The sequence below is a fragment of the Aestuariivita sp. genome (genome assembly GCF_021404545.1).
GTDB lineage: Bacteria > Pseudomonadota > Alphaproteobacteria > Rhodobacterales > Rhodobacteraceae > Aestuariivita.
On the sequence record NZ_JAAWWD010000040.1, the window covers coordinates 1 to 25,897 of the forward strand.

24 protein-coding genes and 1 tRNA gene are annotated in these 25,897 nt (G+C 63.7%); 17 read left to right on the forward strand and 8 right to left on the reverse strand.

Going from position 1 to position 25,897, the window contains the following annotated elements; translation table 11 throughout:
* On the reverse strand, positions 1–492 hold a 492-nt coding region (locus tag HEP69_RS13625), incomplete at its 3' end, for an amidohydrolase (protein WP_290559096.1).
* A gap of 63 nt (positions 493–555) precedes the next feature.
* Between HEP69_RS13625 and mazG the strand changes: the two genes are divergently transcribed.
* A complete protein-coding gene (mazG, locus tag HEP69_RS13630) occupies positions 556–1,377 on the forward strand; it encodes a nucleoside triphosphate pyrophosphohydrolase (protein WP_290559097.1) in 822 nt (273 codons plus the stop codon).
* A gap of 229 nt (positions 1,378–1,606) precedes the next feature.
* Here the strand turns inward: mazG and HEP69_RS13635 are convergent, their stop codons facing one another.
* A complete protein-coding gene (locus tag HEP69_RS13635) occupies positions 1,607–2,389 on the reverse strand; it encodes an FkbM family methyltransferase (RefSeq protein WP_290559098.1) in 783 nt (260 codons plus the stop codon).
* 149 nt (positions 2,390–2,538) lie between these two features.
* On the opposite strand from HEP69_RS13635, the gene HEP69_RS13640 reads away from it, so the two are divergent.
* From HEP69_RS13640 to HEP69_RS13650, 3 genes are read left to right on the forward strand one after another with little or no spacing between them, the layout of a single operon-like run.
* Positions 2,539–3,480 (forward strand): nucleoside hydrolase, encoded by a 942-nt coding sequence (locus tag HEP69_RS13640; RefSeq protein ID WP_290559099.1) that lies wholly within the window; start codon positions 2,539–2,541, stop codon positions 3,478–3,480.
* On the forward strand, positions 3,477–3,929 hold the full coding sequence (locus HEP69_RS13645) for a GNAT family N-acetyltransferase (RefSeq protein ID WP_290559100.1): 453 nt from the start codon (positions 3,477–3,479) through the stop codon (positions 3,927–3,929). The genes HEP69_RS13640 and HEP69_RS13645 overlap by 4 nt, the downstream gene beginning before the upstream one ends.
* A gap of 25 nt (positions 3,930–3,954) precedes the next feature.
* A complete protein-coding gene (locus HEP69_RS13650; RefSeq protein WP_290559101.1) occupies positions 3,955–5,370 on the forward strand; it encodes a protein adenylyltransferase SelO in 1,416 nt (471 codons plus the stop codon).
* Positions 5,371–5,777: 407 nt separating this feature from the next.
* Here the strand turns inward: HEP69_RS13650 and HEP69_RS13655 are convergent, their stop codons facing one another.
* Positions 5,778–9,452 (reverse strand): vitamin B12-dependent ribonucleotide reductase, encoded by a 3,675-nt coding sequence (locus HEP69_RS13655; protein WP_290559102.1) that lies wholly within the window; start codon positions 9,450–9,452, stop codon positions 5,778–5,780.
* Positions 9,453–9,972: 520 nt separating this feature from the next.
* Between HEP69_RS13655 and HEP69_RS13660 the strand changes: the two genes are divergently transcribed.
* Entirely contained in the window at positions 9,973–10,407 is a 435-nt protein-coding gene (locus tag HEP69_RS13660; protein ID WP_290559103.1) for a hypothetical protein, read from the forward strand.
* Positions 10,408–10,554: 147 nt separating this feature from the next.
* Here the strand turns inward: HEP69_RS13660 and HEP69_RS13665 are convergent.
* The 4 genes from HEP69_RS13665 to pdxH all read right to left on the reverse strand — a co-directional run bounded on the left by HEP69_RS13665 (position 10,555) and on the right by pdxH (position 12,417).
* Positions 10,555–10,631, reverse strand: a tRNA-Pro gene (locus tag HEP69_RS13665).
* Between the two features lie 43 nt (positions 10,632–10,674).
* A complete protein-coding gene (locus HEP69_RS13670) occupies positions 10,675–11,106 on the reverse strand; it encodes a DUF192 domain-containing protein (protein WP_290559187.1) in 432 nt (143 codons plus the stop codon).
* Positions 11,107–11,147: 41 nt separating this feature from the next.
* Positions 11,148–11,690, reverse strand: a complete 543-nt coding sequence (locus tag HEP69_RS13675) for a cold shock domain-containing protein (protein WP_290559104.1) — start codon at positions 11,688–11,690, stop codon at positions 11,148–11,150.
* 121 nt (positions 11,691–11,811) lie between these two features.
* Complete coding sequence (gene pdxH, locus HEP69_RS13680; protein WP_290559105.1) at positions 11,812–12,417, reverse strand: pyridoxamine 5'-phosphate oxidase; 606 nt, start codon at positions 12,415–12,417, stop codon at positions 11,812–11,814.
* A gap of 111 nt (positions 12,418–12,528) precedes the next feature.
* Between pdxH and fabI the strand changes: the two genes are divergently transcribed.
* From fabI to HEP69_RS13715, 7 genes are all read left to right on the forward strand, one after another.
* On the forward strand, positions 12,529–13,335 hold the full coding sequence (gene fabI, locus HEP69_RS13685; protein ID WP_290559106.1) for an enoyl-ACP reductase FabI: 807 nt from the start codon (positions 12,529–12,531) through the stop codon (positions 13,333–13,335).
* 11 nt (positions 13,336–13,346) lie between these two features.
* The gene (gene gpt / locus HEP69_RS13690) at positions 13,347–13,850 is read left to right on the forward strand and encodes a xanthine phosphoribosyltransferase (protein ID WP_290559107.1); all 504 of its coding nucleotides are present in this window, start codon (positions 13,347–13,349) and stop codon (positions 13,848–13,850) included.
* A gap of 247 nt (positions 13,851–14,097) precedes the next feature.
* A complete protein-coding gene (locus HEP69_RS13695) occupies positions 14,098–15,273 on the forward strand; it encodes an aminotransferase (protein ID WP_290559108.1) in 1,176 nt (391 codons plus the stop codon).
* Positions 15,274–15,333: 60 nt separating this feature from the next.
* Positions 15,334–17,175, forward strand: coding sequence for a peptidyl-prolyl cis-trans isomerase (locus HEP69_RS13700; protein ID WP_290559109.1), 1,842 nt, complete (start codon positions 15,334–15,336; stop codon positions 17,173–17,175).
* Between the two features lies 1 nt (position 17,176).
* Positions 17,177–18,688 carry an anthranilate synthase component I gene (gene trpE, locus HEP69_RS13705; protein ID WP_290559110.1) on the forward strand — a complete coding sequence of 504 codons (1,512 nt, stop codon included), beginning with the start codon at positions 17,177–17,179 and terminating at the stop codon, positions 18,686–18,688.
* Positions 18,689–18,875: 187 nt separating this feature from the next.
* On the forward strand, positions 18,876–19,349 hold the full coding sequence (locus tag HEP69_RS13710) for a hypothetical protein (RefSeq protein WP_290559111.1): 474 nt from the start codon (positions 18,876–18,878) through the stop codon (positions 19,347–19,349).
* A 212-nt stretch (positions 19,350–19,561) separates the two neighbouring features.
* Positions 19,562–20,029 (forward strand): hypothetical protein, encoded by a 468-nt coding sequence (locus tag HEP69_RS13715; protein WP_290559112.1) that lies wholly within the window; start codon positions 19,562–19,564, stop codon positions 20,027–20,029.
* 94 nt (positions 20,030–20,123) lie between these two features.
* Here the strand turns inward: HEP69_RS13715 and HEP69_RS13720 are convergent, their stop codons facing one another.
* Positions 20,124–21,605: a polysaccharide deacteylase family 2 protein gene (locus HEP69_RS13720; RefSeq protein ID WP_290559113.1), complete on the reverse strand. Its 1,482-nt coding sequence runs from the start codon at positions 21,603–21,605 to the stop codon at positions 20,124–20,126.
* A gap of 193 nt (positions 21,606–21,798) precedes the next feature.
* On the opposite strand from HEP69_RS13720, the gene HEP69_RS13725 reads away from it, so the two are divergent.
* Genes HEP69_RS13725 through glp form a run of 5 tightly spaced genes read left to right on the forward strand, consistent with a single transcriptional unit; the run spans position 21,799 to position 25,847 of the window.
* On the forward strand, positions 21,799–22,380 hold the full coding sequence (locus HEP69_RS13725; protein ID WP_290559114.1) for an aminodeoxychorismate/anthranilate synthase component II: 582 nt from the start codon (positions 21,799–21,801) through the stop codon (positions 22,378–22,380).
* On the forward strand, positions 22,377–23,396 hold the full coding sequence (gene trpD, locus HEP69_RS13730) for an anthranilate phosphoribosyltransferase (RefSeq protein ID WP_290559115.1): 1,020 nt from the start codon (positions 22,377–22,379) through the stop codon (positions 23,394–23,396). Before HEP69_RS13725 ends, trpD begins: the two co-directional genes overlap by 4 nt.
* Entirely contained in the window at positions 23,393–24,205 is an 813-nt protein-coding gene (gene trpC, locus HEP69_RS13735; RefSeq protein WP_290559116.1) for an indole-3-glycerol phosphate synthase TrpC, read from the forward strand. Before trpD ends, trpC begins: the two co-directional genes overlap by 4 nt.
* A complete protein-coding gene (gene moaC / locus HEP69_RS13740; RefSeq protein ID WP_290559117.1) occupies positions 24,205–24,678 on the forward strand; it encodes a cyclic pyranopterin monophosphate synthase MoaC in 474 nt (157 codons plus the stop codon). Before trpC ends, moaC begins: the two co-directional genes overlap by 1 nt.
* Entirely contained in the window at positions 24,675–25,847 is a 1,173-nt protein-coding gene (gene glp, locus HEP69_RS13745; RefSeq protein ID WP_290559118.1) for a gephyrin-like molybdotransferase Glp, read from the forward strand. The genes moaC and glp overlap by 4 nt, the downstream gene beginning before the upstream one ends.
* Positions 25,848–25,897 lie beyond the last annotated feature (50 nt).

Consider the following 25,897-nt stretch of genomic DNA (forward strand, 5'->3'; position numbering starts at 1 on the left):
GTTTTGCCCCCCACAGCCCCTGCCCCCCCCGACCCGGCCCATGATCCCCCCCCGCCCCATCCCCTCGCCCCCGCCGCCCGCTTCCTCTCCGGGTTGAAAGATCAGCGCCACCCGCCCCGAGAAGTTGCGCGTTTCGGCCAGATATCTCGCCGCCCCCAGCAGCATCGCGGTATGCCCGTCATGCCCGCAGGCATGCATGCGCCCGGGATGGGTCGAGGCATAGGGCACTCCCGTTGCCTCTTCGATAGGCAGCGCGTCCATATCTGCGCGCAGGCCGATCGTAGGCCCCTCCCCCTGGCCCTCGATGATTGCCACTATCCCGGTCTGGGCGATGCCTTCGTGGATCTCGTGCACACCAAAGCCGCGCAGCTGCTCGGCCACGAAGGCCGCCGTCTTGGGGCACTCCAGCCCCAGCTCGGGAATGGTATGCAGATGCTGGCGCCAGGCGGCCATATCCTCGGCAAAGGATGAGATTCGGTTGATCACGGGCATGGGCTGGACTCGGGGCTGTTGTTTCCGTCACATGCATCTGACACCAGACCGAGGCCGCCCGCAATGCCTGACACCCCTCTGATCCACGACCAAACCGCCGGGATTGAACGGCTTTTGGAGATCATGCGCCGCCTGCGCGATCCCGAAACGGGCTGTCCGTGGGATATCGAACAGGATTTTGGCACCATCGCCCCCTACACCATCGAAGAGGCCTATGAGGTCGCCGACGCCATCGAGCGCGCCGATTGGGCCGAGCTGGAAGGGGAGCTGGGTGATCTGCTGCTCCAGACCGTCTATCATACCCAGATGGGCACAGAGGCCGGGCATTTCACGTTTCAATCGGTGGTGCGGGCGATCTCGGACAAGATGGTTGCACGTCACCCGCATGTTTTCGGCGAGGAAAGCCGCGACAAATCCGCGGACCAGCAAACCCGCGACTGGGAGGCGATCAAGGCCGCCGAACGCGCCGGAAAGGCGCAAAAAGGCGCGCTGGACGGTGTGGCCGTGGGCCTGCCTGCGCTGTTGCGCGCCTACAAGCTGCAAAAACGGGCCGCGCGCGTGGGCTTCGACTGGCCCCAGACCGCGCAGGTGCTGGACAAGATCGTCGAGGAGGCAGGCGAGCTGGCGCAGGCGCGCGACCATCTGAGCCCCGACAAGATCGAGGAGGAGTTTGGCGATCTTCTCTTTGTCGTTACCAATCTGGGCCGCCATCTGGGGGTGGAACCCGAAGCCGCGTTGCGCCGCACCAACGCGAAATTCACCCGGCGCTTTGCCTTTGTCGAAGCGGCGCTGGCCGCGCGCGGCAAACGCCCCGAGGACAGCGATCTGGCGGAAATGGACGCGCTTTGGGATGCGGCCAAGGCCGCCGAACGCGACACGGCCTGACACGGTGCGGAGACTTGTGGCGCTCCGCCTTGCCGTTTTGCCCGGTCGGCACCGCCGACCAGCCCCCACCCAGGCTCGGGGGCGGGTCTCGGTTCTTGAGCCCAGACGATGCAACAAGCCCAAAGCGTTTCGAGGAAAACCTGACCCCCTTTGTCGCCGCCTCTCCCTTCGGTCGAACGCAGAAAGTGATGATAAATGTCAGGTTGAACTCGAAAAGCTATTGGACGCGTCAAACGCCCCGCTCAAAAAGGCTGTTGCCGTCGAACTCCTGAACAAGGGCATACCCCGCCTCGCCCAGTGTCTTCATCAGCGGCAGCGACCAGACCCGATCATGCACGGTTTCGAAGTAAAGCAGCCCCGGATGCAGCGCCGCATCGCCGGTGAGAACGGGCATCAGCACACGGTCTTCCAGCCCCTCCACATCGACCTTGAGAAAATCGATGCGGCCCACCCCGGCTTCGGCCAGACAATCGCGCAAGGGGCGCAGCGCCACCTCGGCCCCTTCGGCGCCTTTCTTGTGCGGATAGGCCTTGGTCACGCGCCCCTGGCCGAGATTGCCGTTGCGCGGGAAATAGAGCGCAGACCGCCCCTCCTCATCGCTCACGGCACACTCGAACACTGTCACACCCTGGCCGGTGTTGAGCGCGATGTTGCGCTCCAGCCGGGCGCGCATCACCGGGTTGGGCTCAAACACGACCGAGCGCGTCCCCGGCCCGCCCGCCACATGCAGCGGCAAAAAGAACGCGCCTGCATTCGCCCCCACATCGACGATCACGGGGGCGGTGCCGCGCAGCCGGTCGGCGATATGGGCGGTCGCCTCATGCTCGGGCGGCAGGCCGGTCTCCCACATCGTGAACTCGGTAAAATTGTCGCGCGGATGCACGATGAAGTCGCAGCCCATCGACCGCACCTGGGTGGGCGGCAGATAGGCGCGCAACAACCGCTTGGCCCAGGGTTTTTCAAACAGCGACCAGATCTGGCGCATCTTGGCATCCATGGCCGCATCGGCCACCGGTTCGTCTTCGGGATCTGGGGAAATCGGTCTGCTCCGTCTTCGTCGTGAGGGGGCACCGCCCGGATCGCGGCCCCTGTGCATTGCATGATGGTCTCATACAGGATTTAACATGTCCGTCCTATCCCCGATAGCCAGCGAGAGGTTTCATGGCACCGCGCAAGATCATCATCGACACCGATCCCGGGCAGGACGACGCCGTGGCCATCCTGTTGGCGCTGGCCAGCCCGGAACATATCGAGGTTCTTGGCATCACAGCGGTCGCAGGCAATGTGCCCCTGACCCTGACCGAGCGCAACGCCCGCATCGTGTGTGAACTGGCCGGGCGGCCCGATATGCAGGTCTTCGCAGGCTGTGACACGCCGCTGTCGCGTGCGCTGATCACGGCCGAACATGTGCATGGCAAGACCGGTCTCGATGGCCCGCAACTGCCCGACCCGGTGATGCCCTTGCAGAAGGGGCACGCGGTGGATTTCATTATCGATACGCTGCGGAACGCTCCAGCGGGCACCGTCACACTCTGCCCGCTGGGCCCGCTCACCAATATCGCGACCGCGTTGGAACGCGCCCCCGATATCGCGGCGAAAGTGCAGGAAATCGCGCTGATGGGGGGCGCCTATTTCGAGGTGGGCAACATTACCCCTGCGGCTGAATTCAACATCTATGTCGATCCGGAAGCGGCTGATATCGTGTTTAAATCTGGCATTCCGATCACGGTGATGCCGCTTGACGTGACCCATGGGGCGCTGATCACAGCGCCACGTGTCGCGGCATTTCGTGCAATGGGCACGCAGGTTGGCCGAATGGTGGCCGAATGGACCGATTTCTTTGAGCGGTTCGATAAGCAGAAATACGGCTCCGCCGGTGCGCCGCTGCACGACCCTTGCGTGATTGCCTATCTCATTCAGCCTGATCTCTTTTCCGGGCGCCATGTGAATGTGGAGGTCGAGACCACTTCCCCCCTGACATTGGGCATGACGGTCGCGGATTGGTGGGGTGTCACGGATCGTGCGCCCAACGCGATGTTCATGGGCGATGTGCAGGCGGATGCGTTCTTTGACCTGCTGACAGACAGATTGGCCCGGTTGTGAGCGCCTCTCTCCATCTGGCGGGGCCAGCGGACCTGGACCGGCTGATCCCGCTTGTCGCCGCCTTTCATTCCGAGATGGACATTGTCCAGGACGACACGACGCGCCGCGCCGCCTTGCACCCCTTGCTGGAGGGCAGCCCACATGGCGCGGCCTATCTGATCGGGCCGGGCCGGGCGCCCATCGGATATGTGGTGATCACCTTTGGCTGGTCGGTTGAGTTTGGCGGGCTCGATGGCTTTGTCGACGAGATCTTCATTCGTCCCACGGTGCGCGGGCGCGGCATTGCGAGCGAAGTGCTGCTGGCCCTGCCGCGCGCATTGGCCGGTGCAGGGTTACGGGCGCTGCATCTGGAAGTGGATCGCGACGACACGGCGGCACAGCGCCTTTATGCCAAAACCGGGTTTGCCGCGCGGCCCCGCTATATGCTGATGACACGCCCTTTTCCTTGAGGCGAAATGCGTCTATCTCAGCCCCATGACCTTGCGCTTTGACAACAGCTATGCCGCCCTTCCGCCTGCGTTTTTCTCGCGGCTCGACCCGACACCAGTGCGTGCGCCGCGGCTTTTGGCGTTCAACGACGATCTGGCCGCGGTGATGGGGATCTCGCGCGCCGATCTGCCGGATCTCGCCGCGATCTTTGGCGGCAATGCGGTGCCAGAAGGCGCGGCCCCGCTGGCCCAGCTTTATGCCGGACATCAGTTCGGCAACTGGAACCCGCAGCTGGGCGACGGGCGCGCGATCCTTCTGGGCGAAGTGCTGGGCGCCGATGGGATCCGCCGCGATGTTCAGCTCAAAGGCTCCGGCCCGACGCCTTATTCGCGCATGGGCGACGGGCGCGCCTGGTTGGGGCCGGTGCTGCGCGAATATGTGGTGAGCGAGGCCATGCATGCGCTGGGCATCCCCACCACGCGCGCGCTGGCAGCCGTGGAAACCGGAGAACCCGTCTATCGCGAGGATGGCGCCCTGCCCGGCGCGGTCCTGACGCGCGTGGCGGCCAGCCATGTGCGCGTGGGCACATTCCAGATCTTCGCCGCGCGCGGAGAGGTTCACAACCTGCGCACGCTGACCGATTACGCCATCGCCCGCCATTACCCGGATGCCGAGGGTCCGATGGGCCTGTTGAGCGCGGTTCGGGATGCGCAGGCGCGGCTGATCGCGGCCTGGATGAGCGTGGGCTTCATCCACGGGGTGATGAACACAGACAATTGCGCGATATCCGGTGAGACGATTGATTATGGGCCCTGCGCGTTTCTGGATATCTATCACCCCGAAACGGTGTTCTCCTCGATAGATCGGTTTGGACGTTATGCCTATTCCAACCAGCCCGATATCGTGGTCTGGAATCTGGCGCAGCTGGCCACCGCGCTGATCCAGCAGATGGTCGATAAAGAAGCTGCCGTCGAAGAGGCCACCGCGATCGTCCACGCCATGCCCGGACTGATCCAAACGCATTGGTCCGAGATTTTCTTGCGAAAGATCGGTATCGCACATGCCCAGGACGGCGATCTTGACCTGGTGACGGGGCTTTTGGAGCGGATGGCGAAACACCAGGCCGACTTTACCAACACGTTCCGCAGCCTCCCCGGCGCGGCCGCGCGCGATCAATTCAGCGATCCGGGCGCGTTTGATCAGTGGGCGGAGACATGGCATGCGCGGCTGACCCGCGAGGCCGATCCGGCCCGTGTGATGGAGGCCGCCAACCCCGCGTTCATCCCGCGCAATCACCGGATCGAACAGATGATCGAAGCGGCGGTAGGCGGGGATTATACGCTGTTCGACCGGCTCACTGCGGTGCTCGCGCGACCCTTCGAAGATCAACCGGAACATGCGGATCTGCAACGCCCTCCGACCCCGGAGGAGGTCGTCGCCGCCACGTTCTGCGGAACCTGAGCGATCGGATAAGGGATGGGTATTGCGAGGCTCTGCCTCGCGCTCCGGGAATATTTATGGCCAGAAAAAGCCCTATTGGGACGTCCCGGAGGGCCCGGTTCGCGCGCCAGAAAAAAGGGGGGCCAGAGCCCCCCTTGTGAGTTTCGCCACTCAGGCTCAGTAGTTTACCGCCCGGTGTTTTTTGCCTGCGGCCTGAGCGTCGTCCGGGGTGAGCGCACCCACCCCTTGTCCCGTGAGAAATCCGGGATTTCTCGCGGAGTGAGACAGAGCCGGTTTTCGACAGAAAACCTGCGGAGCCTCACCCCGCCGGGTGTCTGGGAGGGCCGATCCGGCCCGTCCCCTTGTGTCGTCGGGGCCGGACCAAAGGCCCTTTGCCCCTTCACATCCCAAAAAGGGGTGCGATCCGTCTAGCTACACCCCGATGTCGCACCGCAGGTGTTGCATTTCATGCAGGTGCCGTTGCGCACCAGCGTATAGTTGCCGCACTCACCGCAGGCTTCGCCCTCATAGCCTTGCATCTTGGCTTTGGTGCGCGGGTCGATTTCCACCGTGCCGATGGCCATCGCGGTTGTCGTCGTGGTCAGCTCTGCCGTCACCGTTTCAGGCACCAGGCTTTGCAGCGCCTCGACCGGGTTGCCAGAGGTGTCGAGCGCGGTCGCCCCGACCGTCTGGCCGCCCCGCAGCACCACCAGTTCCTGTGGCAGGCGCTTGCGCAGATAGCCCGTTGAGCTGATTTGTTTCAGCACCTCCAATGACTTGGACGCTGCCGTATCGCTGAGCTCGGAAATGTTGGCCACCCCTTCCTCGGCGCCGCGGCCCAGATCGTCAAAGCTCGCCCCTTCGGGTTTGACATGTGCCAGATCGGTCCGGTCGAGATAGGACACGGCCAATTCGCGAAACACGTAGTCCAGGATCGAGGTCGCGTTCTTGATCGAATCGTTGCCCTGGACCATGCCGGCCGGTTCGAACTTGGTGAAGGTGAAGGCATCCACGAACTCCTCCAGCGGCACGCCGTATTGCAGGCCAACCGAGACGGCGATGGCGAAATTGTTCATCATCGCCCGGAAGCCCGCACCTTCCTTGTGCATGTCGATGAAGATCTCGCCCAGGTTGCCATCCTCATACTCGCCCGTGCGCAGATAGACCTTGTGCCCGCCGACGATGGCTTTCTGGGTATAGCCCTTGCGCCGTTGCGGCATCTTTTCGCGGTGGCTGCGCACGATCTCCTTGACGATGACTTTTTCGATCACCTTCTCGGCCAGCACCGCGGCCTTTTCGGCGGGGCTGCCGCTTTCCAGGATCTCGGCTGCGTCCTCGTCATCCTCGACCAGGGCCGCCGCCAGGGGTTGCGACAGCTTCGAGCCGTCGCGGTAGAGCGCGTTGGCTTTCACACCCAGGGACCAGCTCAGCTCATAGGCCTTTTGACAATCCTCGATCGTGGCATCGTTGGGCATGTTGATGGTCTTGGAGATCGCGCCCGAGATGAAGCTCTGCGCGGCGGCCATCATGGTGATGTGGCTGTTGACCGACAAGAAGCGCTTGCCCTTCTTGCCGCAAGGGTTGGCGCAATCGAAGATGCGATAGTGCTGCTCTTTCAGATGCGGCGCCCCTTCAAGGGTCATGGTGCCACAGACGTGATCGTTGGCCGCCTCGATATCTGCCCGGGAAAAGCCCAGATGCCGCAAAAGATCAAAGGTCGGATCGTTCAGCTTGGCCGCCGGGATGCCCAGGACCTGAGTGCAGAACTCCTCACCCAGCGTCCACTGATTGAACACGAACCGGATGTCGAAGGCCTGCGCCAGCGCCGCGTCCACCTTGGCCAGTTCGTTTGACCCAAACCCGTGACCCGCCAGCGAGGTGTGGTTGATCCCCGGCGCGTTCCCGATGGTGCCGTGACCCACCGCATAGGAGACGATTTCTTCGATCTGGGCCGAGCCATAGCCCAGCTTTTCCAAAGCGGCTGGAACGGATTGGTTGATGATCTTAAAGTAACCGCCGCCCGCGAGCTTCTTGAATTTCACCAGTGCGAAATCCGGCTCGATCCCGGTGGTGTCGCAATCCATCACCAGGCCGATCGTGCCGGTGGGCGCGATGACGGTCGCTTGCGCGTTTCTAAACCCATGCGCCTCACCCAGTTTCAGCGCCTCGTCCCAGGTCGACATCGCGATATCGACCAGGCGGCCATCGGGGCAATTGGCGTGATCCAGCGGCACCGGCGTGACGTTCACCTCCTCATAGCCGGAGGTCGCGCCATAGGCCGCATTGCGGTGATTGCGGATCACGCGCAGCATGTTGTCGGCATTCTTGGCATAGCCGGGGAACGGCCCCAGCTCTCCGGCCATCTCAGCGCTGGTGGCATAGGACACGCCGGTCATGATCGCCGTCAGCGCCCCGCACAGCGCACGACCCTCGTCGCTGTCATAGCCATATCCCATATTCATCAGAAGACCGCCGATATTGGCGTATCCCAGACCCAGCGTGCGGAAATCATAGGACCGCTGCGCGATCTCGCGGCTGGGAAACTGCGCCATCAGCACCGAGATTTCCAGCGTCACGGTCCAGAGCCGCGTGGCATGCATGTAATCCTCGACCTCGAACGCATCGTCCTTGAGGAAGGTTAGCAGGTTCATCGACGCCAGGTTGCAGGCCGTGTCATCAAGAAACATGTATTCCGAGCATGGGTTCGACCCACGGATCGGCCCGTCAGCGGGGCAGGTGTGCCAGGCATTCACGGTGTCGTGGTACTGGATGCCCGGATCGGCGCAGGCCCAGGCCGCGTGCCCGACCTTCTCCCACAGATCGCGCGCTTTGACGGTCTTGATCACCTCGCCATTGACGCGGCTGATCAGCTCCCAATCGGCATCCTTTTCCACCGCATAGAGGAAGGCATCGGTCACGCGGATGGAGTTGTTGGAGTTTTGCCCCGAGACCGAGCTGTAGGCCTCGGAATCCCAATCGGTGTCATAGGTCGGAAATTCGATGCTGGTATGGCCCTGCTTGGCGTAATCCAGCACGCGCTTGACGTAGGTCTCGGGGATCGCGACCTTCTTGGCCTCGCGGATGGCCTGTTTCAAAGCCTCGTTCTTTTTGGGATCATAGGCATCCTCGACCGCACCGTCCCAGGCCTTGATCGCGGCAAAGAGGCTGTTGAGACGCTGCTCATGCATCTTGGAGCCTGCGACGATCGAGGCGACCTTCTGCTCCTCCACGACCTTCCAGTTGATGAATTCCTCGATATCGGGATGGTCCGCATCGACGATCACCATCTTGGCCGCGCGCCGCGTGGTGCCACCCGATTTGATGGCCCCCGCCGCACGGTCGCCGATTTTCAGAAAGCCCATCAGACCGGAGGATTTCCCGCCGCCCGACAGCTTTTCGCCCTCGCCGCGCAACAGCGAGAAATTGGTGCCCGTTCCTGAGCCGTACTTGAACAGCCGCGCCTCACGCACCCACAAGTCCATGATGCCGCCTTCATTCACCAGATCGTCCTGCACGCCCTGAATAAAGCAGGCATGCGGCTGGGGATGCTCATAGGAGGATTTCGACTTGGTCAGCTTGCCGGTCTTGTAATCGACATAATGGTGGCCTTGTGCGGGCCCGTCGATGCCATAGGCCCAATGCAGACCGGTGTTGAACCACTGGGGCGAGTTCGGGGCCGCCTTTTGCGTGGCCAGCATGAAGCGCATCTCGTCGAAATAGGCGCGCGCGTCCTCCTCGGTCGAGAAATAGCCGCCTTTCCAGCCCCAATAGGCCCAGGCGCCTGCGAGACGGTCAAACACCTGCTTGGAGGACGTTTCTCCGCCGAACGCCACATCATCGCCATCCGGGACAGAGCGCCACAGGAATTCGGGAACGCCCTTCTCCTTGACCTTTTTCAGACGGCTGGGAACGCCCGCCTTGCGGAAGTATTTCTGCGCGATCACATCGCTTGCGACTTGCGACCAGCTGGACGGAATTTCGATATTCTCCAACCGGAACACGATGGATCCATCGGGGTTGCGAATCTCCGACGTGGCCTGAATGAAATCCAGATCCGCATAGGCATCCTGACCGGCTGTGGTGAATTTTCTCTCAATTTGCATCTGCGCTGCCTCTGTTCAGCTCGTCCCAGTTTTTGTCCGCGCAGTTCTTGCGCGTGTCCCGTCGCCTCGGATCGGTCCGGCCATGCCTGTCCCGGCATTCCACAACGCTCAGAGCGCGCGGAGCATCCATCTTCTCAGACTGTCTCGGCGTGTTACCGTCCCAACCGTCGTCGCCTCCCTGGCTTCTGACTACCAGATGTAGTGGCGATGCGACCGGCCAACACAACTTGGCGTATTCTGCCCCATACCGTCAACGAGAATTTTTCGTAAATCGGGATTCTTTTCTGTTGACCAAAGCCCCCGCTGATCCGGGTTACGCGGGGCAGTGATTCATCCCCAAACTTGCCCCCAGGGTGCACCCGGAGAGCAATCGGGTTTTGTCCTTTGTCACAAATCGTTTAGAGACGGCAGTTAGGGGGCCGCGATAAGCGCGGCCCTTTTCGGGGGACTTGAACCCGGCCCGTCGCAGCCCAGATCAAAACCAAAGCGGCCCGCCTCGGATGTGGCCAGGAGACACCATATGAAAGCCCTGATTGGCCCCCTTATCCTGTTGCTGGGTGCCTGCACGCCACAAGATGTAGGGCCCGCATCCGGTAAAGCGCGATTCTCTGTGTTCCCGGAGGCGCTCTTTGAGGCCGTGCGCGCATCCTGCGCCGGACCCGGTCAGGACTTCAGGCTGCCCAGCCCGAACACCGCGGAATGCCGCGAACTGATGTCCCCGCCCGTAACGGCGGCCTTCATCTTGGATTATGGCGGAACAACCGAGGCCTTGCCGCGCATGGTGATCCGCTTCAGCGCCGAGCGGAACGCCCCGGGCTATCTGGTGCGCAACGATATCTACATAGATATTCCGCAAAAGGCCGGAGCACCGCGGCAGGTTCCCTTCGTGGATGCGGAATTGCGCCGCAGGCTCGATGCGTTCTACCTCAGCGCTGGTGGCGTGCCGGAACCCTAGGCGCCTCGCCCGCCAAAGCCTGTTCGTATCTTGAAAACCCGCCCGGGACCACCGGCGCGTGCCCGCTCGGATCGATGCGCCGATCACAAAAAAGAATGCGCCCGGCAGGGCGCGCAATTGGATCACATCCGCAGGAAAGTGTCGAAATGGTCGGGGCGGCGAGATTCGAACTCACGACCCCCTGTACCCAAAACAGGTGCGCTACCAGACTGCGCCACGCCCCGAACCATGCGCGTTCCTAGCGACCCCGCCGCGCTTTGAAAAGCCCTAACAGGGCCAAAGAGCGCCGCGATCCTGAAAAACCTCATGTTGCATCTGGCTGCCCGGCCCGATCCCCAGGCGCCGCGCCAATCCGCCGTTGATCTCAAGCACGACCAAGATCTCATCGCCCCCGGGGATCGGCGTCAGATCGCCGGGTTGAGCCTCGTGTTTGACCGCGCGCACCAGTCCGGTCTCATCCACAAAGATCATGTCCAGCGGAATCAACGTGTTCTTCATCCAGAAGGACACAGGCTGAGGATAGTCGTAGATAAAGAGCATGCCCGAGGAAAGCGGCAGGGTCTCGCGAAACATCAGACCCTGGGCGCGTTCTGCAGGCTCGTCCACCACCTCCACGCCGAACTGGGCCTGCCCCCATGCCCCGCGCAGCGCCACACGGTCCGGCGCGCACGCCGCCCACGCCGCACCTGCCGCAAGCATCCAGGCCAGCACAAGCGGCGCAAAGCGCGCCATCCCGCCGATCACCCGCCGGGCTCCTCTGCCGGCAGGCCCATCTCCCACGGAAAAACCTGAGCCGCCATCCGCCCCCGCTTGCCATCAATCACGCGCATCGCCAATGCTTCTCCCGGCTGCACATCCGCCAGGCCCGACAGGCGCAGGACCTCGATATGCAAGAACACATCTTCCGGTTTACCAAAGACATTTGCAAATCCAAATCCCTTGACCTTGTCGAACCATTTGACCCGGCCCGGCTCCAGCGGGATATCCTCGACCACATCGGCGGGCAGTTCGGCCAGATCGCGCAGACCCGCGCTGTCATCGCGTTCGGGCGGCGCGATGGAGACAATCTCGACCGCCTGCACGCCCCGTTCGGTGTGATGGGTCACAAGCTCGATCCGGGCCTCGTCGGCAATCGAGTTCTGCCCGAAATTCCGAAGCACATTGACATGCAGCAGGATGTCCGGCCCGCCGCTATCGGCGACCACAAACCCAAACCCCTTGGAAGGGTCGAACCATTTCACATGGCCTTTAACGTGCTTGAGGTTATCTTGATCGTCTGCCAACGCATTGGTTCCATAGTATTGATTGGCCCGCCCATTCCTAGTCTTGCGCGAAATCGACCATGGATTTCAAGCGCTAAAAACACTTAATAATCAATGTATTGCATTTCGCGTCACGCGAAATTCAGGGGCTCAGACGCTCAACGCCCCATTCTTGCGTGGGCTCGGCGCGGCGCCAAACGAACCGATCATGCAGCCGAAACGGCCCATCTGCCCAGAACTCGATCTCGACCGGGGTGATCCGGTAGCCGCCCCAAAAAGGCGGACGGGCTGGATTTGGGCCGTGCCGAGCGGTGACCTTCGCCACCTCGGCCATCAGCGCACCACGCCCCGACAGCGGTTGCGACTGGCGCGAAGCCCAGGCCCCCAGGCGGCTCTTGAGCGAGCGCGAGGCAAAATAGGCATCTGCCTGCGGACCGTCCTCCTTGGTCACCAGGCCCCGCACGCGGATCTGTCGGCGCAGCGACTTCCAATGCATCACGAACGCCGCCCTGCCGGCCTGGTCAATCTCGGCGGCCTTGCGGCTTTCGTAATTGGTGTAGAAAACAAAGGCCGCCGCCTCGATCTCTTTCAGCAGCACCATCCGCGCATTGGGCAGGCCATCGGCATCCACTGTCGACAGGGCAATGGCATTGGCGTCATTTGTCTCGCTTGTCTCTGCCTCGGCCAGCCAGGCGCGGGCGATCTCAAACGGGTCATCGCCCGCAAAAATTCCGGCTCGATCGCTCATTCTCGTTCCCTTTCATCGACTCCGTGCCCTGCGCACCGCACGCACTTGAAGCGGATCGGTCAATCGCCTAAAGGTCTGGATCAGTCAAGAAGAGCAGGTGAGGACCGGGCAATGTCAAATCAACTTATGGCAGGCAAACGCGGCCTTATCATGGGGCTGGCGAATGACAAGTCAATCGCCTGGGGGATCGCGCGGGCCGCCGCCGATGCGGGCGCGAAGCTGGCCTTCTCCTATCAGGGCGATGCGTTGAAAAAACGCGTCGATCCATTGGCCGCGCAGCTGGGCAGCGACATCGTTTTGCCCTGCGATGTGGGCGACGAGACCTCGATCGACGCGCTTTTCTCGGCGCTCAAGGAACGTTGGGACGGGCTGGATTTCATCGTTCATGCCATCGGCTTTTCCGACAAGTCCGAGCTGCGCGGGCGCTATGTCGACACCAGCCGTGCCAATTTCCAGATGTCGATGGATATCTCGGTCTATTCCTTCACCGCCGTCGTGCAGCGTGCAGAAAAGATGATGGCCCCCGGCGGAACGGCTCTGACACTGACCTATTACGGCGCCGAAAAGGTGATGCCGCATTACAACGTGATGGGCGTGGCCAAGGCCGCCCTTGAGGCCTCGGTGCGCTATCTGGCCGAGGATCTGGGCAAGGACGGCATCCGTGTCAATGCAATCAGTGCCGGCCCGATCAAGACGCTGGCCGCCTCCGGCATCGGCGATTTCCGCTATATCATGAAGTGGAACGAGTATAACTCGCCGCTGCGCCGCAATGTAACTATTGATGACGTGGGCAAGACGGCGCTTTATCTGCTGTCGGATCTGGGATCGGGCGTCACCGGCGAGGTGCTGCATGTGGATGCGGGCTATCACGCGGTCGGCATGAAGGCGGTTGACGCCCCCGACATCACCAAAGCCTGAGGAGAAATCCGATGTCCGACCGCCTGCCCCATGAAAAAGGCTTTCATGTCAGTTGGGACCAGATCCACCGCGACGCCCGCGCCCTGGCCTGGCGGCTGGACGGCAAAGGCCCCGATGACGGGCGGTGGCGCGCGATCGTCGCCATCACCCGCGGCGGTATGGCGCCCGCGATGATCGTCGCGCGCGAGCTCGATATCCGCACCGTCGATACGATCAGCGTCAAAAGCTATGACCACCAGTCCCAGGCCGAGGCCATGGTGCTGAAATCCCCCGACGCGGGGATGATGGCCGATGGCACCGGCATTCTGGTGATCGACGATCTGGTGGATTCGGGCAAAACCCTAGAGCTGGTTCGCGCGCTCTACCCCAAGGCGCATTTCGCCACCGTCTATGCCAAACCCAAAGGCGAGCCGCAGGTCGATACTTTCATCACCGGCGTCAGCCAGGACACCTGGATCTTCTTCCCCTGGGACATGGCGCTGCAATATGTCGAACCCTATCGCGGAACGGACTGACCTCAACCGCTGCTTCGGAGCCGCCCCCGCGTGAGGCCGGTCGGTCGGAGCGGCGGCACGCGGGCAAGAGACATCGCCGAGGGGCCCCGGAACGGGGAGACGGCTATTTCTCTTGAGCGGGGGCTGACGCTCTGGCAGACAAGGTCCGAATGCGTGGGCGGCTCGGATGCTGCTGCTTTGGTGAGCCCGAAGCGCCTTTTCAAAATATCGTATGCGCGCGGCACGCGCGCTCAATTGGATCACGCCGATGCCCCTTGCCCGCACCGCAACCACGTTTGCCCCTCCGGTGATGGAGGCACGGCGCTGGCTCGACGGAGTCACCTTCCCCACCGATGCGCCGCTGATCAATGTCAGCCAGGCCGCCCCGGTCGATCCCCCGCCACGGGCTCTGCGCCAGGCGATGGCGGATGCGGCGCTGACCAACGACGCCGCGCATCTTTACGGTCCCGTTCTGGGCCTGCCCGAACTGCGCGCGGAACTGGCTGCGCAATGGGCGGTGGCCTATTGCGGTGACATCGCGCCGGATCAGGTCTGCATCACCTCGGGCTGCAATCAGGCCTTTGCCGCCGCGATCAGCACCCTGACCGCCGAAGGGGATGAGGTGATCCTGCCAACCCCCTGGTACTTCAATCATAAGATGTGGCTCGACATGTCCGGCGTGCGGGCTGTGCCGCTGCCCACCGGTCCCGATCTGCTGCCCGATCCCGATCGGGCCGCGGCGCTGATCACCGACCGGACCCGGGCGATATCGCTGGTCTCACCCAACAACCCTGGCGGCGTCGAATACCCCGCCGCGGTGATGCGCGCCTTTCTCGACCTGTGCCGCGCACGCGGCATCGCGCTGATCGTCGACGAGACCTATCGCGATTTTGACAGCCGGTCTGGCGCGCCGCATGATCTCTTCCAGGATCCCGACTGGTCCGATACGCTGATCCACCTCTATTCCTTCTCCAAGGCCTACCGGCTGACCGGGCACCGTGTCGGCGCCATGGTCGCCGCCCAGAGCCGCTTGGCGGAGGTCGAGAAATTCCTCGACACGGTGGCGATCTGCCCCAACCAGATCGGCCAGATCGCCGCCCTTTGGGGCATGCGCAATCTGGGCCAATGGCTGGCGGGCGAACGGGCCGAAATCCTCGACCGGCGCGCGGCCATCGAAGAAGGGTTCGGCCCCCTTGCCGCGCAGGGTTGGCGGCTGATGGGCGTGGGCGCTTATTTCGCCTATACCGAGCACCCGTTTGACATGACCTCGGCTGAGCTCGCGCCGCTGCTGGTCAAAAGGGCCGGGATCCTCCTGTTGCCCGGCACCATGTTCACGCCCGCAGACGATCCCGTCGGCGCGCGCCAGCTCCGCATCGCCTTTGCCAATCTCGACCGGGCCGGGATCGGCCAGCTCTTCACACGTTTGACAAGCCTGAGCATCTGATCTTGCCCCCCTTCGCCCTGCATCGTATTGACGGGGCGAATTGCACAAATCGGGGGCATCATGGCCGCACGTACCAGCCTGTCGAAAACTTTTGTCTGGATCCTGTTGGGCCTGCTCTTTGTGGGTCTCGCGGGCTTCGGCGCGACAAACCTGTCGGGCACCGTACGCACCGTGGGCAAGGCCGGGGAGCAATCCATCGGCGTCGATCAGTTCGCCCGCGAATTGCAGCGCGAGATCAATGCCGTGATCTCCCAGACCGGGCGCGCCCTGCCGATGGACCAGGTCCGCGCGATCGGTCTGGACCAACAGGTGCTGGCGCGGCTTGTGGCGCTGGCCTCGCTGGACCATGAGACGACGGAGATGGGCATCTCCATCGGCGATCAGAACCTGCAACAGGAGATTGTGCGCATCCCGTCCTTTCAGGGGCTTGACGGGACCTTTGACCGCGAAGCGTACCGGTTCTCTCTGCAAAGCGCGGGCCTGTCGGAGGCAGAGTTCGAGGCCGATCTGAGGAACGAGGCCGCACGGACCCTTGTACAGGCCGCTATTCTGGGCGGGGTACGGATGCCCGACACGCTCAATAACGTGATCGTCGAGTATATCGGCGAGCGCCGCAGCTTTACCTGGGCTCTGCTGGACGAGACGTCCCTGACTGCGCCTGTCCCGACCCCGACCGAAGCAGAGCTGCGCGCCTTTTACGACAGCAATATCGACCGCTACACCCTGCCCGAGACGCGCCAGATTACCTATGCGCATATGCATCCTGCCGACCTGCTCGATACGGTCGAGGTTGACGAGACCGCCCTGCGCGACGCCTATGCCGCCCGCGAGAGCGAGTTCAATCAGCCTGAGCGTCGGCTGGTCGAGCGTCTGGTCTTTGCCGACGAGGCCGCCGCGCGCGACGCCATGGCCCAGTTGGAGGTCGGCGGCACCAGGTTCGAGCTTTTGGTGCAAGATCGCGGGCTTGATCTGGCGGACGTGGATCTGGGCGATGTGACCGCCTCAGATCTCGGTGCGGCCTCGGCCGAAGTTTTTTCGGCGGACGTGGGCGATGTGGTGGGGCCTCTGCCCAGCTCTCTGGGCCCTGCCCTCTTTCGGGTCAACGCGGTCCTCGCCGCGCAAGCGATCAGCTTTGAAGAGGCCGAGCCGATGTTGCGCGACGAACTGGCCCAGGACCGCGCCCGCCGTCAGATCGAAGTGCTGAGCCAGGACTATGAAGATCTGCTGGCAGGCGGTGCCACACTGGAAGAGCTGGTGGCCGAGACCGATATGCAGCTGGGCCAGATCGCCTGGACCGATGAGACGCTCGACGGGATTGCCGCTTATGGGGCGTTCCGGGGGGCCGCCGCTGCTCTGACCCAGGACGATTTCCCGGAAATCGCGTTTCTCGACGATGGCGGCCTTTTTGCGATCCGGCTCGACAGTACCCTGCCGCAGCGTCCGCAGCCCTTTGAGGACGCGCGCGCCGAGGTTCTGACGGACGCGACCCGCGCGGCGACCGAAGCCGCGCTGGAGGTGCAGGCCGCAGGAATGGTCGCGTCACTGGCCACTCAGGGCGAGTTTGCCGCTGTCGGTCTTTCGCCCGTCACCGAAACGGATCTGACCCGCACCGCCTTTATCGAAGGGATCCCGCCCGGCCTCATCATCGACGTGTTCGAGATGGAGCAGGGTGATCTGCGCATTGTGCCGGCCGAAGGTGCGGTGATCGTGCTGCGTCTGGACGAGGTGAAACCGGCAGAAACGACCGGCGACATGGCGCGGCTGCGCGAGGCGCTGAGCGAGGAGCTGAACCAGACGCTGGCGCGGGCGCTTTTCGATGCCTATGTGCGCGATGTCCAGTTCCGCGCCGAACCCCGGATAGATGAGCGCGCGCTCAACGCGGTGCTGACGAGTTTTCAGTAAGATGGCGCTTACGCCCGAGTTCGAGAGCTTTTCGCGCGCCTATGAGGCGGGCGAAAACCAGATCGTCTTTACCCGGCTTGCCGCCGATCTGGACACGCCCGTCTCGCTGATGCTCAAGCTGACGGGCGCGGCCGAGAACGCCTTTATGCTGGAATCGGTGACCGGCGGAGAGGTGCGTGGGCGCTATTCCATCATCGGGATGAAACCCGACCTGATCTGGCGCAGCCGGGGCCCGGTGTCCGAGTTGAACCGCAGTGCCCGCTATGATCCCAAAGGGTTTCACAAGCAAGACGGCAACCCGCTGGACAATCTGCGCCGCCTGATCGCCGAAAGCCGGATGGACCTGCCCGAGGATCTGCCCCAGGCTGCGGCGGGGCTTTTTGGCTATCTCGGTTATGACATGGTGCGTCATGTCGAACATCTGCCGCATGTGAACCCCGACCCGCTTGGCCTGCCCGACGCGGTGATGATCCGCCCCACGGTCATCGCGGTGCTGGATGGCGTGAAAGGCGAGGTTACCGTCGTGGCCCCCGCCTGGGCCAGCGACAAACAGACCGCGCGCGCCGCCTATGCGCAGGCCGCCGAACGGGTAATGGACGCGGTGCGCGATCTGGAACGCGCGATGCCGTCCGAAAGCCGCGATCTGGGCGACGCGATGGAGACGGCAGAACCGGTCTCGAACGTCACGCCCGAGGCCTATCGCGCAGCCGTTGAGACCGCCAAGGAGTATATCCGCGCGGGCGATATCTTTCAGGTGGTGCCCAGCCAACGCTGGGCGCAGGATTTCACCCTGCCGCCCTTTTCGCTCTATCGCTCGCTGCGCCGCACCAACCCATCGCCTTTCATGTTCTATTTCAATTTCGGCGGGTTTCAGGTGGTGGGCGCCTCGCCCGAGATCCTGGTGCGGGTCTTTGGCCGCGAGGTCACGATCCGCCCCATCGCGGGCACCCGGCGCCGGGGTGCCACCCCCGAGGAGGATCGCGCGCTTGAGGCCGATCTGCTGGCCGATCAGAAGGAGCTGGCCGAGCATCTGATGCTGCTCGATCTGGGGCGCAACGATGTGGGACGCGTGGCCAAGATCGGCACCGTGCGCCCGACCGAACAGTTCATCATCGAGCGCTATTCCCATGTGATGCATATCGTGTCGAACGTGGTGGGAGAGCTGGACGAGGGCAAGGACGCGGTCGATGCGTTTTTTGCCGGCATGCCCGCAGGCACCGTCTCGGGCGCGCCCAAAGTGCGCGCGATGGAGATCATCGACGAGCTGGAGCCGGAAAAGCGCGGCATCTATGGCGGCGGCGTGGGCTATTTCAGCGCGGGGGGTGACATGGATATGTGCATCGCGCTGCGCACGGCAGTGGTCAAGGATCAGACGCTGTATATCCAGGCAGGCGGCGGCGTGGTCTATGACAGCGACGCACAGGCCGAATACGAAGAGACGGTGCATAAATCCAACGCCATCCGCCGCGCGGTCGAAGATGCGGCGCGCTTCACCCGCTCGGGCAACCGCTGAGGTCTCCTGACCCGGGCCCGCGCAGAGGGGGCGCCGGAACAGACAACCTCAGACGTGCGAGGCCCAGCCCAAGGCAATCCGACGCACCCGATGGGCGCGGCGTGCTGCGATGACGCAAGCGTGACTTGTCTCGCCCCTCCCAGATCCGCAGACTGACGGCACATTAGGGATCATCGGGACCCAGGACATGGCCAAATCCTCCAAACGCAAGAAAAAGCCAGCCGCTTCGGTAGAGGGGGCGCGCAAGAACGGCCTCTCCCGGCGGTTGATGATGCTGGGGGGCGTGGCCGTGGTCACGGGTGTCGGCGTCTTTTCGGTCAATGCGGTGCAGGCCACCGCGGCCGAGCATGACCTCAGCCGGATCGGTACCGGCACCCCCGCAATTGTGCAGATCCATGACCCGCAATGCAGCCTCTGCACCGCCCTTCAGCGCGAAACCCGCAAAGCGCTGCGCGGCATCCCCGACGATCAGCTTACCTATCTGGTGGCCAATATCCGCAATAACGAAGGGGCGGCCTTTGCCAACCGGCACGGCCAGCCCCATGTGACGCTGCTTTTGCTGGATGGCGCAGGCCAAGTGCAGCAGGTGATCAACGGCGTTCAGGACAGAGGGCTCCTGCGCGACGCCTTCACCGCCCATCTGGCCCGCAACCCCAGCTGATCCCGAGTTGGGCGAGGGTGCCCGGCAGGCGTACCCTCCGTTTGATGAGGGCCATAGCAAAGCCGCCTGTCCGCGTGCCATTCAAACGCGCTCAAGACGTTCCGAAGAACAGACGCTTTAGGATGGCAGCGACCGAACCAGATTGAGAGCGCTGGACCATACCGGCGATCCTGGCCTTGCCGCGCCCCTGAAAGGCCGCTACGTCTTGGCTTATGGCAGAACACACCATCAGCACCTATCTTGATGCTCCGCCAGATCGGGTCTGGGACGCGGTCGGGACCCCGCGCCTTTTGCAATATGTCACCCATCCGATGATCCGCTTTACCCCGGTCGCGCCACCACAGTTTCCCGATCGCTGGAAGGAGGGCGATTATGTGGTGCGCATGGCACTCTACGGTGTTCTGCCGCTGGGACGTCAGGTCGTGAGCATCTCCTGGCCCGCGCCAGAGGGCGAAGGTCTCAAGATCCGCGACAACGGACACAGCGCGTTGATCCGGCGCTGGGATCACCTGATCACCATTGCGCCGGACGGGAACGGCACATGCTATACTGATCGGATCGAGATCGAGGCCGGGCTGATCACACCAATCGTCGCCGCCTTTGCCCGCCGGTTTTATGCCCATCGCCAAAATCGCTGGCGAAACCTGGTGGCGGCAGGCTTTGACTATGAGTGCGCCTGAGCGCCTGCAACGGCCCCTGCCCTGAACCCACTCAGATCCGCGCGACCCGGCACCGCCAGACGGCCGGGTTTCGACCGGGAACGCCCGACGACCCCTACTCGGCCGTCAGGACAGCCGAGACCGGGGCGAGCGCCACACGGCTGGCACGATCCTGCAACCCCCAGAGCAGCAGAGCGCTGATCGTATCGGGCTGCACCCGGCCCATCATGATCACCGCCCCGTCCTGACCCGCGCGAAATGCGGCCTGGTCCAGAAACCGGCGCATCACCGTGGGCGTCTGCCCCGCGCCGTCGAAATCGCGAAACACAAAGGCCGATGGCACGCCGTCACGCGCGGCCAGTTGCTGCACGGTGTTCAGGCCCGCATTCTGGGTGATCAACCCAAAACCTCCATCCCGCAAGATCGCCGTGACCTGATCCGAAAGCGCGCGATTGCCCTGAATACCGCTGCCCGGCCCTTCCATGACACCGATCACCTGGTCCAAGGTGCTCAGCCCGGCCTCAAGCGCGGTTTCGGCGTCTTGCGCCGCCCCGTCGCTGGGCAAATCGACAAGCGCCAGCACCTCAAACCCGGCCGCACGGTGGCGCGCCATCTTTTCCGCCGCGTCGGGATCTTGCGGATCGACCGCAAAACTCAGCGGATAGGGAAAGCTCGCCAAGGCTTCGGCCCCGATCGACCCTTCCACGTCAAGCAGAACAATTCCCATCAGCGGTTTGCCCTCGGGGTTCTCAAAGGACGCGGCAAAACGCTCAAGCGGAGGCAGATCCGGGTCGGGCGCGGCCTCTGCCGGGGGTGCGGGGTCGACCACGGAGGGAAGCCTGTCCGCGCCTGTGTCCCGGTCGGTCAAAGGCACCACCCGTTGGCCGATTGAGGGTACGGGCGTTGCAGACGCATCGGGCTGGCTCTGCGCATCGACCGTTGGCAAGGCTGCCACGCGTGGCGGATCTGAGGCGCGGTCTGTGTCGCCGCTGTCCTGCACCTGCTCGGTCTCGGGTGCATCCTCCTCCTGCGTGCCCGACCCGAAGCCCGACCCTTGATCGGGCACTGGTGGGGGGGCGGGCTGCGCCGGTTCGGCAGGCACCTCGGCAAAGCCGGGCGGCCCCTCGATCACTTCCGGCGGCGCGGGTTGAGCCGGTTCGGTGGATATCCGCAGATCTCCTTCGCCCTCCGGCGCCGCGGGCGCTGGAACGACGGGTGTCGGGCTGGATTGGGTTGGGGCACGGGATGCAATGGCGGGCGCATCCGTGTCAGGCGCCGCCGCCCCCGCAAGAGGCGTGGCACCACCCACCGCTGGCGCCTCGGCCGGGGCGGTATCGGCCGCGTCCAGCGCGGCAAGGCTGTCGGCCTGGGGCGCGCTGGGGCTGCCGGGCTGCGCCGGTGCGGCAGCCTGCGTACCCGTCGCGGCCGTGCCTTGGACCATATCGGTTCCGTCCGGCTCTGTCGGGGCGTCGACTTCGGGGTCTGCCATGCCCACCTGAGGCGGTTGCGGCAACGGCGTACTGAGCGATATGGCGACCGCTCCGCCCGCGGCGATCACACTGCCCCAAATCAGTCCACTCAATAATCCTCGTGCCACGCCACGCTCCTGCCGGTTTGCCCACCTCGGTCCCGTTCAGCGACGACAGGGCCGTCTTGGCGGCCTTTGCCTCGTCATGTGTTGCGTGCCTGGCCCCTCTTGACGCTGCCGCGCAACCCTGAACATGTATGCCCTTATACCGCGAGCGGGGTGCAAACCTCTAGCCCTTTCCTAATGGATATCCGTCCGGCCCATGCTGCTTTTGATCGACAACTACGACAGCTTTACCTGGAACCTGGTCCACTATCTGGGAGAGCTGGGGGCAGACGTTGTCGTGCATCGCAATGATGCGCTGGATGTTCCGGCGGCCCTTGCCCTGCGCCCGTCGGGCATTTTGTTGTCGCCCGGCCCCTGCGATCCCGATCAGGCGGGGATCTGCCTGTCGCTGACCCAGGCCGCGGCTGACGCGGGTATCCCCCTTCTGGGCGTGTGTCTGGGACATCAGACCATCGGGCAGGCCTTTGGCGGCAAGGTGGTGCGCTGTCATGAGGTCGTGCATGGCAAGACCGGCGCGATGCATCACACCGGCCAAGGGATCTTTGCGGGTCTGCCGACGCCGTTCAAGGCGACACGCTATCACTCACTCGTTGTCGAACGCGACAGCCTGCCCGCCTCTCTCGCCGTGACCGCCTATCTGGAGGATGGCACGATCATGGGGCTCCAACACCGGGAACTGCCGATCCACGGTGTGCAGTTTCATCCCGAATCCATCGCCTCGGAACACGGGCATGCGCTGTTGAAGAGTTTTCTGGCCGAGATGAAGGTGCCCGCATGAGTGACGCATTGAAACCGCTGATCGGGGCTGCGGCCAATGGCCCGCTGACCCGCGACGAGGCCGAGGAAGCGTTTGCGATCCTTTTTGAGGGAGAGGCCACGCCAAGTCAGATCGGCGGCTTTCTGATGACGCTGCGCACCCGCGGCGAAACGGTGGACGAATTCGCCGCCGCCGCTGCCGTGATGCGCGCCAAGTGCAACCCTGTCAGCGCACCCGAGGGGGCCATGGATATTGTCGGCACCGGTGGCGATGGCAAGGGCACGCTGAATATCTCGACCGCGACGGCCTTTGTGGTGGCCGGTGCGGGCGTTGTCGTGGCCAAGCATGGCAACCGCAATCTCAGCTCGAAATCCGGGGCGGCGGATGCGCTTACCCAGATGGGTATCAACGTGATGGTCGGCCCTCAAGTGGTTGAGGCAGCTCTGAAAGAGGCCGGGATCGCGTTTATGATGGCGCCCATGCATCACCCGGCGACCGCCCATGTGATGCCCACCCGGGCCGAGCTGGGCACGCGCACGATTTTCAACATCCTGGGCCCGCTGACCAACCCCGCAGGCGTCACCCGCCAGCTTACCGGCGCGTTTTCGCGCGACCTGATCCACCCGATGGCCGAAACGCTGGCGCAGCTTGGCTCGGACCGGGCGTGGCTGGTGCATGGATCGGATGGTACCGATGAGCTGAGCATTGCCGGGATCAGCTGGGTCGCGGCCCTTGAGGACGGTGTGATCAAGGAGGTTGAGCTGCATCCCGAAGATGCCGGCCTGCCGGTCCATCGGTTCGAGGATATCCTGGGCGGCACGCCTGAAGACAATGCCGCCGCTTTCCGGGCGCTTCTTGATGGCGCACCCTCGGCCTACCGCGATGCAGTGCTGCTGAATGCCGCCGCCGCGCTGGTGGTGGCCGAACGCGCCACAGACCTGCGCGAGGGCGTCCAGATCGCCGCCCAATCCATTGACAGCGGTGCGGCAAAGGGCAAGATCGCGGCCCTCGCACGCATCACTCAAGGTGAGACATGACCGATACCATCCTCGACAAGATCAAAGCCTACAAGCTCGACGAAGTGGAGGCCGACAAGATCGCGAAACCGATGGAGGCCGTGGAGACAGAGGCGCGCGCCGCCGACCCTGTACGCCCCTTTGCCGACGCGCTGCTCGGTGCAAGCCGCTCCGGTTATGGCTTGATCGCCGAGATCAAGAAAGCCAGCCCTTCCAAGGGGCTGATCCGGCCCGATTTCGACCCGACCGCGCTGGCGGAGGCCTATGCGCAAGGCGGGGCCGCGTGCCTGAGCGTGCTGACCGATACACCCAGCTTTCAGGGCGCCAAGGACTATCTGACCCAGGCCCGCGCGGCCTGCGATCTGCCGGTTTTGCGCAAGGATTTCATGTACGATCCCTATCAGGTGGCCGAGGCGCGCAGCCTGGGCGCCGATTGCATCCTGATCATCATGGCCACCGTATCGGACGCGCAGGCCGCCGAACTGGAGGCGGCGGCCACCGACTGGGGCATGGACAGCCTGATCGAAGTCCATGACCGGGCCGAGCTGGACCGGGCCGCACGGCTGAACTCCACCCTGATCGGGATCAACAACCGCAACCTGGCGACGTTCGAGACCAGCCTCGATATCACGCGGGGGCTGGCCAAACATGTGCCCGAGGGGCGCATGATCATCTCGGAAAGCGGGCTGACCGCACCCGGCGATCTGGCCGAGATGGCGCGCTATGGCGTGCGCAGTTTCCTGATCGGCGAAAGCCTGATGCGTCAGGACGATGTGACGGCGGCCACCATTGCGCTGCTGGCCAATCCGCTGACGCAAGGGGCGATGTGATGCCGCTGACGCATTTCGACGCCAAGGGCGACGCCCATATGGTGGATGTCTCCGACAAGCCCGTGACCGACCGGGTGGCCACGGCAGCGGGCTGGGTGAAGATGGCGCGCGAAACCTTTGATATCGTGGCAGAAGGTCGGGCCAAGAAAGGGGATGTTCTGTCGGTTGCGCGATTGGCTGGCATCATGGGCGCCAAGAAGACCCCGGATCTGATCCCGCTGTGCCATCCGCTGCCGGTGACTAAGGTTGCGGTCGATCTGACCCTCGATCCCGACTTGCCGGGGGTCCGTCTGAGGGCCACGGTCAAGACAACGGGCCAGACGGGTGTCGAAATGGAGGCGTTGACGGCTGTTTCCACCGCCGCACTCACCGTGTATGACATGGTCAAGGCGGTGGATAAGGCGATGGAGATCGGCGGCATCCATGTTACCCTGAAAGACGGTGGAAAATCAGGGCGGTACGAGGCACAATGATCTCGGTTGACGCGGCGCTCACGCAGGTACTGGCCCTTGCCCGTCCGCTGCCGCAGGAAACCGTCCCGCTGGCCGACGCCGCGGGCCGCGTCCTGAGCGAGCCGGTGATCGCGCGGCGGGATCAGCCGCCGTTCGCGGCGTCATCCATGGATGGCTATGCGATCAAGGCGGCCGAAGCGGAACGTCATGCCCAATTCAAGGTGATCGGAGAGGCCGCCGCAGGACGCCGGTTCCCAGCCCCCGTAGGGCCAGGCCAGGCGGTGCGCATCTTTACCGGCGCCCCGATGCCCGAAGGCGCGGATTTCGTTGTTATTCAGGAAGATGTAACGCGCAACGGGGATCTGATCACGATCACGGACGAGCCCGGCGCCAAACCCAATATCCGCCCGGCCGGTGTCGATTTCACCACCGGCACAACCATCGACGCACCCCGCAGGCTGAGCGCGCAGGACGTGGCCCTTCTGGCCTCGATGAATGTGCCGCTGGTGCCGGTGACGCGCAAACCGGATGTGGCGCTGATCTCCACCGGGGATGAGCTGGTCCTGCCAGGGCAGGATCCCGGCCCCGATCAGATCATTGCGTCGAACACATTCGGACTCAAGGCGATGCTGGAGGCGATGGGCGCCCAGCCACGCGTGCTGCCCATCGCGCGCGATACCGCAGCCTCTTTGCACATGGCGTTCGATCTGGCGCAGGGCGCCGATCTCGTTCTGACCATCGGTGGGGCGTCGGTGGGCGATCACGACCTGGTGGGCCGGGTCGCGACCGAACTGGGGATGGAGCGGTCGTTTTACAAAGTCGCCATGCGCCCGGGAAAACCGTTGATGGCCGGGCGATTGGGCGACATGGCGATGATTGGCCTGCCTGGCAATCCGGTTTCGGCCATGGTTTGCGGCCATGTCTTCGTGGCGCCGGTGATCCACAAGATGCTGGGATTGGGAGAGGCGCGCCCTGCCCTGCACTCAGCCAGGCTGGCCGAACCGCTGGGGCCAAACGGTCCGCGCATGCATTACATGCGTGCCGTGGTCGAGAACGCAGAGGTCACGGCCTTTGACAGCCAGGATTCCAGCCTGCTGACAGTGCTGTCGCGCGCCAATGCCCTTTTGATCCGCGCGCCCCATGATCCTGCGCAAGCGACCGGAACGATTGTGCACTATATGCCCATTTGATCGCGGGTGCGGCGCCCTTCCTGGCACGTTGTCGGTTCATCCATACGGAT